The 6,455-nt window shown below is 60.7% G+C and carries 8 protein-coding genes; 7 read left to right on the plus strand and 1 reads right to left on the minus strand.

Translation table 11 applies throughout. The annotated features are described in order from the left end of the window. Both L9Z73_RS23160 and L9Z73_RS23165 read left to right on the plus strand, forming a co-directional pair. On the plus strand, positions 1-640 hold a 640-nt coding region (locus tag L9Z73_RS23160), incomplete at its 5' end, for an alpha/beta hydrolase family protein (RefSeq protein WP_430624309.1). 70 nt (positions 641-710) lie between these two features. Further along, positions 711-1,124, plus strand: coding sequence for a hypothetical protein (locus L9Z73_RS23165; RefSeq protein WP_247405977.1), 414 nt, complete (start codon positions 711-713; stop codon positions 1,122-1,124). A gap of 139 nt (positions 1,125-1,263) precedes the next feature. Here L9Z73_RS23165 and gabP read toward each other — a convergent pair whose 3' ends face one another. Further along, a complete protein-coding gene (gene gabP, locus L9Z73_RS23170) occupies positions 1,264-2,655 on the minus strand; it encodes a GABA permease (RefSeq protein WP_247405981.1) in 1,392 nt (463 codons plus the stop codon). A 553-nt stretch (positions 2,656-3,208) separates the two neighbouring features. Between gabP and L9Z73_RS23175 the strand changes: the two genes are divergently transcribed. From L9Z73_RS23175 to L9Z73_RS23195, 5 genes are all read left to right on the plus strand, one after another. Beyond that, positions 3,209-3,982, plus strand: coding sequence for an ABC transporter ATP-binding protein (locus L9Z73_RS23175; RefSeq protein WP_247405983.1), 774 nt, complete (start codon positions 3,209-3,211; stop codon positions 3,980-3,982). A gap of 13 nt (positions 3,983-3,995) precedes the next feature. Beyond that, positions 3,996-4,748, plus strand: coding sequence for an ABC transporter substrate-binding protein (locus L9Z73_RS23180; protein ID WP_247405986.1), 753 nt, complete (start codon positions 3,996-3,998; stop codon positions 4,746-4,748). A gap of 74 nt (positions 4,749-4,822) precedes the next feature. Then, positions 4,823-5,518, plus strand: a complete 696-nt coding sequence (locus L9Z73_RS23185) for an ABC transporter permease (RefSeq protein WP_104904104.1) — start codon at positions 4,823-4,825, stop codon at positions 5,516-5,518. 38 nt (positions 5,519-5,556) lie between these two features. After that, on the plus strand, positions 5,557-6,246 hold the full coding sequence (locus L9Z73_RS23190) for an ABC transporter permease (protein WP_247405988.1): 690 nt from the start codon (positions 5,557-5,559) through the stop codon (positions 6,244-6,246). A gap of 20 nt (positions 6,247-6,266) precedes the next feature. Further along, positions 6,267-6,455, plus strand: a 189-nt coding sequence (locus tag L9Z73_RS23195; protein WP_345894182.1) for an SURF1 family cytochrome oxidase biogenesis protein, incomplete at its 3' end; no start/stop codon positions are given.

The following is a 6,455-nucleotide window of genomic DNA, read 5'->3' on the forward strand; positions in this document are numbered from 1 at the left end:
TATCGTGCCCTGGCCTTCTACCAGCAACTCGCCGACGAGGATCGCTTGCTCGGTGTCATCGGTGATGGAGCCGGCGGGCATGTTTGGTGCGATGGGTTGGTCGGCGTCGGGCGCGGTGATTCGGCGCCTGGTGACGGTGGGCGCACAATTCGCCTATTGGCGCGATTACGCGGCCAGCGGGCGTTGGCGGATGGTTGGCAAGTGGCATGTGCTGATGCCACTGGTAACGGCGCTGTTTGGCTACTTCCCGGGCAAGCGCCTGGGCTGGCTGGAGGATACCCCGGCTGGCGTGGTGCGGGACTGGAGTACGCCGACGCCCAGCTATGAAACACGCCCCAGCGCGCGCGCCTTGGGCGAACTGGCCTTTGCTCGGGTAACGGCGCAGGTGCTGGCGATCAGCATCACCGACGATCCCTTCGGCACCGTGCCGGCCATCGAGCGGTTGCTGAACTACTTCGACCGCAGCGAACGCACTCACCTGCGCATCGCTCCTGGTGATATTGGAGAAACGCAGGTCGGGCATTTCGCATTCTTTCGCAGTGAGTATGAGGATCGCTTGTGGCCGATTGCACTGGCGTGGCTAAAACATGGCGAGCTGACACCCGGCACACCGGGCCAACGCATGGCGACGCGCGCTTAGAACCCCTTGGGATTTTCCCCAACCTGCGCTTCAATACCCGATCCAGATCCTGAACCAAGGACGTGAGCCCATGGCCTCGCCAGACAAGCAGCAAAAACGCGCCCACCGGGCAAAGGCCAAGGCCAAGCAAAACCGCACCCAACGCGCCGTCGCAACCAAGCCGGATGCATTTGCCGGCGATGACAGCCGCATCGATCTTGAGTCGGTGGATTTGACCGAACTGTTTGTTGAGATGCGCACGGCCGGCGAAATCAGCCAGCAAGCGCTGTGCGCGGTGTTCCTGGCGCACCCACTGTTGGCACTGGTGCTGGAGCAGGAAGGCGAAGAAGACGCCACCGACTTTATCCTGGCGGCACTGATCGAATATCGGCAGTGGGCCACCGACACAGAGGATGAGGCGGCAGCGCTGGCTTGGATCGAGTCGCCGCAGTTCCAGGCGGACTACGTCGCCGCATCCCAGGCGCTGGTGCCTTCCCAAGACTGACGCAAAAAAAATGTGGGAGGGGGCTTGCCCCCGATAACGGTGTGTCAGCCAACATCTAATTGACTGATACACCACCATCGGGGGCAAGCCCCCTCCCACATTTGAACTGCGGCGCCATCAAGCACCGCACTCCATCACATCAATTCAGCACCGCAGCGCCGACTCTCTGTGCCTTGCGACGGCTCGAAACGAACAGCCCCGCCGCCACCACCAGCAAGCTCAGGACCCCGGTCGCGATGATCTCGACCCGATGGGCTTCCTGGAACAGCATGATGGTCAGCGTACCAACGATGAACACCATCACCGCGTAGGTCAGGCCTGGGAACAGCCACATCTTGAAGACAAGCGTCTCGCCCGCCGCAATACGTTTCTGACGCATGCGCAGTTGCGACACCGCGATCACCAGGTACACCAGCAACGCGATGGCACCGGAACTGGCCAGCAGGAATTCAAACACTGCCGCCGGCGCCACGTAGTTGGCGAAGACCGCCAGGAACGCTGCGCCCGTGGACAGCATCACCGCCCAGTAAGGCGTGCCGCTTTTGTTGGTGCGCTTGGCCACGGCGGGTGCATCACCACGACGGCCCAGGGAGAACAGCATGCGCGAGGCGGTGTACAGCGCCGAGTTGAGGCAGCTGGTCACGGCAACCAAGACCACCAGATCGACGATCAGCTTGGCATTCGGGATGCCCATGCCTTCCAGCACGGTCTGGTAGGAACCTACGGCAGCCAGGGTCGGATCGTTCCAAGGCACCAGGGACACCACGATGAAGATCGACAGCAGGTAGAACAAACCAATCCGCCAGATCACCGAGTTGGTGGCCTTGGTGATTTGCTGGCCCGGGTCCTTCGACTCAGCGGCAGCGATGGTGACAATCTCGGTGCCCATGAACGAGAACATGGTGGTCAGGATCGCCGCCAGGACCGCGCCCATGCCGTTCGGCATGAAGCCCTGGGTGTCGAAAAGGTGAGAGACACCGCTGACCTGGCTGTTCGGCAGGAAGCCGAAGATCGCCAGCAGGCCGAGGATCACAAAGCCGACGATCGCCACGACTTTGATCAGCGCAAACCAGAACTCGAACTCACCGTAGTGCTTCACGCTGAACAGGTTGGTCGCCGTCAGCAGCAAGGTGATGATCAGGGTAAACGCCCAGATGGCCACGTTGGGGAACCAGGCATTAAGAATGGTCGCGGCGGCGTTGGCTTCCAATGGAATCACCAGCACCCAGAACCACCAGTACAGCCAGCCGATGGTGAAACCGGCCCAGTGCCCGATCGCCCGATCAGCGTAGGTAGAGAACGAACCGGTGTCCGGTGACGCCACGGCCATCTCGGCCAACATGCGCATCACCAATACCACCAGCGCGCCGGCAGCGGCATAGGCCAGCAGTACCGCAGGGCCGGCGGCAGCAATCGCGTGGCCGGAGCCGACAAACAAACCGGCACCAATGACGCCGGCAATCGAGAGCATGGTGACGTGACGCGGTTTGAGCCCCTGTTCGAGGTCATTGGAGCTTTGCGTACTACTCATTGACACACCTTTACGAGGAATTGCGAAAACGATCCGCCCGGTGTGTGCCTTCCTCGTGAAAAGAAACAAACGGGGCGTTCTTTATTTTTTACGCAATATTTGCGCCAAAATATTACAGATCCGCAATTGACGCGGGCTGTAGGACGATTCAACAGACCTCGCAAGTCATTGAGAATCATGGCATTCCGCTATAGCGTTACCGAGCGACCCACTTTCACCCCAGCGAACGCACCATAAATACACACAAAAAGTACGTAACGCCCCATAAGAGGGCCAAGGAGTGCCGTTTGCCCGGTTAACCCTTCCAACACCCGCCCAAAGCTGGCACCATCGCGCCCTTTTTCACGCGAAGCCTGCGGGATTTTCAGGTTCAAACGGCTGTTCGGTTGTTGCTGGCGCGACACGCTGCTGTGCCGATGCGACACCCTGCCGCAGACCACCTGTTGACCATCCGCCGCGCTGTTGGCTGCCATCCAGACGCTATGCTAGCTTGGCGCCTCGCCAGGAAGGCAACCCAACAGCAGGAACGCAACGAACACAATGAGGACCGCAAATGGCTCTGGCCGCGCCCGCGCTTGAAATCCGCAACTTGCATAAACGCTATGGTGAGTTGGAGGTACTCAAAGGTATCTCGCTGACCGCTCGCGATGGCGATGTGATCTCGATCCTGGGTTCCTCCGGCTCCGGCAAGTCCACATTCCTGCGTTGCATCAACCTGCTGGAAAACCCGCACCAGGGGCAGATCCTGGTGGCCGGCGAAGAGCTCAAGCTCAAGGCGGCGAAGAACGGCGAGCTGATGGCCGCCGACGGCAAGCAGATCAACCGCCTGCGCAGCGAAATCGGGTTTGTGTTTCAAAACTTTAACCTGTGGCCGCACATGAGCATCCTCGACAACATCATCGAGGCCCCACGCCGTGTACTCGGCCAGAGCAAGGCCGAAGCCATCGAAGTGGCCGAAGCCCTGCTGGCCAAGGTCGGCATCAGCGACAAGCGCCACGCCTACCCCGCGCAATTGTCCGGCGGCCAGCAGCAACGGGCGGCTATCGCGCGCACCCTGGCGATGCAGCCCAAAGTCATCCTGTTCGACGAACCCACCTCGGCCCTTGACCCGGAAATGGTTCAGGAAGTACTTAATGTGATCCGCGCACTGGCCGAAGAAGGCCGCACTATGCTGCTGGTCACCCATGAAATGGGCTTCGCCCGCCAGGTGTCCAGTGAAGTGGTGTTCTTGCACCAGGGCCTGGTCGAAGAGCAAGGATCGCCACAGCAGGTGTTTGACAACCCGCTTTCGGCGCGCTGCAAACAATTCATGTCCAGCAACCGCTAACGGAGCAACATGCATGCAGAACTATAAAAAATTCCTTCTGGCCGCTGCCGTTTCGATGGCGTTCAGCGCCACGGCCATGGCAGAAACCCTGAAAATGGGGATCGAAGCGGCCTACCCGCCGTTCAACAATAAAGATGCCAGCGGCAACGTCGTCGGCTTCGACAAAGACATCGGCGACGCCCTCTGCGCCAAGATGAAAGTCGAGAAGTGCGAAGTGTATGTGTCGGACTGGGACGGCATCATCCCGGCGCTGAACGCCAAGAAGTTCGACTTCCTGGTGTCCTCGCTGTCGATCACCGACGAACGCAAGCAAGCCGTCGACTTCACCGACCCGTACTACTCCAACAAGCTGCAATTCATCGCGCCGAAAGCCACAGCAGACTTCAAGCCCGACGCGGATTACCTGAAGGGCAAGATTATCGGCGCACAACGCGCAACGTTGGCCGGTACCTACCTGGAAGACAAGCTGCCTGACACCACCGCCAAGCTCTACGACACCCAGGAAAACGCCTACCTCGACCTGACATCCGGTCGCCTGGACGGCATCCTCGCCGACAAGTACGTGCAGTACGAATGGCTCAAGAGCAAAGACGGTTCCGCCTACGAGTTCAAGGGCGACCCGGTGGTCGAGAGCGACAAGATCGGTATCGCCGTGCGCAAAGGCGACCCACTGCGCGAGCGTTTGAACAAGGCCCTGGCAGAAATCAAGGCCGACGGCACCTACAAGAAGATCAACGACAAGTACTTCCCTTTCAGCATCGAATGATCTGAACGGTATGCCCGACGCGCTCCCAGGGGCGCGTCGGCTTTCAGCTTTGCCTGCCGCGATATGAAAACACCATGAATTTCGATCTCTACGGATTCGGCCCGGCGCTCGCCGCCGGCGCGCTGATGACCGTCAAGCTGGCGCTCACGGCCCTGTGCCTGGGGCTGGTACTCGGCCTGGCCGGCGCTTTGGCCAAGACTTCCCCGTACAAGCCGTTGCAATGGCTGGGCGGTGCTTACTCGACCCTCGTTCGCGGCATTCCCGAACTGTTGTGGGTGCTGCTGATTTATTTCGGTACGGTCAACCTGATGCGTGCCCTCGGGGAGTTTTTCGGTAACCCCGACCTGTCTCTCAGCGCCTTTGCCGCCGGGGTCATCGCCCTGGGCCTGTGCTTTGGCGCTTACGCCACGGAAGTGTTCCGTGGCGCGATCCTCGCCATTCCCAAGGGCCACCGCGAAGCCGGTGTGGCATTGGGCCTGTCGAAGTTTCGCATCTTCACCCGCTTGATCATGCCGCAGATGTGGCGCATCGCCCTGCCGGGCCTGGGCAACCTGTTCATGATCCTGATGAAAGACACCGCGCTGGTATCGGTGATCGGTCTCGAAGAAATCATGCGCCATGCGCAGATCGGCGTGACCGTGACCAAGCAGCCGTTCACCTTCTTCATGGTGGCGGCGTTCATGTACCTGGGCCTCACCGTGCTGGCCATGACCGGCATGCACTTCCTGGAAAAACGCGCCAGTCGTGGCTTTGCAAGGAGCACCCAATGAGCGGCGACTATAGCTGGCTGTCCCATTTCGACCTGGGCCTGAACTGGGCCGTGATCATCAAATGGCTGCCAAAACTGGCCCAGGGCGCGACCCTTACCCTAGAGTTGGTGGCTATCGCGGTGATTGCCGGCCTGCTGCTGGCGATCCCGCTGGGCATCGCCCGCTCTTCGCGCCGCTGGTACGTGCGCACCCTGCCCTATTGCTACATTTTCTTCTTTCGCGGCACGCCGTTGCTGGTGCAGTTGTTCCTGGTGTACTACGGCCTGGCGCAGTTCGATGCGGTGCGTAACAGCTTCATGTGGCCGTACCTGCGCGATCCGTTCTGGTGCGCCACCGCCACCATGACCCTGCACACCGCCGCCTATATCGCCGAGATCCTGCGCGGTGCGATCCAGGCCATCCCGCCGGGTGAAATCGAAGCAGCGCGGGCCTTGGGCATGTCCAAGCCGAAGACGCTGTTCTACATCATCCTGCCGCGCGCCTCGCGCATCGGCCTGCCGGCCTACAGCAACGAAGTGATCCTGATGCTCAAGGCCAGCGCCCTGGCCAGTACGGTGACGCTGCTGGAACTGACCGGTATGGCGCGCACCATCATTGCGCGCACGTACCTGCCGGTGGAGATCTTCTTCGCCGCCGGGCTGTTCTACCTGCTGATGGCCTACGTGCTGGTGTGCGGTTTCAAACTGCTGGAACGCTGGCTGCGAGTCGATGCCTGCCAGGGACGTTGAAGCGCGTTTCCAGGCGCTGGATGCGTTCCTCACCGAACACCAAGGGCTGTGGCGACCACGGCCCTTCACGCATCGCCAGCTACCCCGGTATAGCGCCGACGTTGGTGGTGCTCGTGTTGCTGCCACTGATGGTGGGCCTGGGCTTCTGGCAACTGTCACGCGGCCATGAAAAACAGTTGATGGTGGACAGCTATGCCGAGCGCCGCGCC

The organism is Pseudomonas emilianonis (assembly GCF_023072625.1).
Lineage (GTDB): Bacteria > Pseudomonadota > Gammaproteobacteria > Pseudomonadales > Pseudomonadaceae > Aquipseudomonas > Aquipseudomonas paraveronii.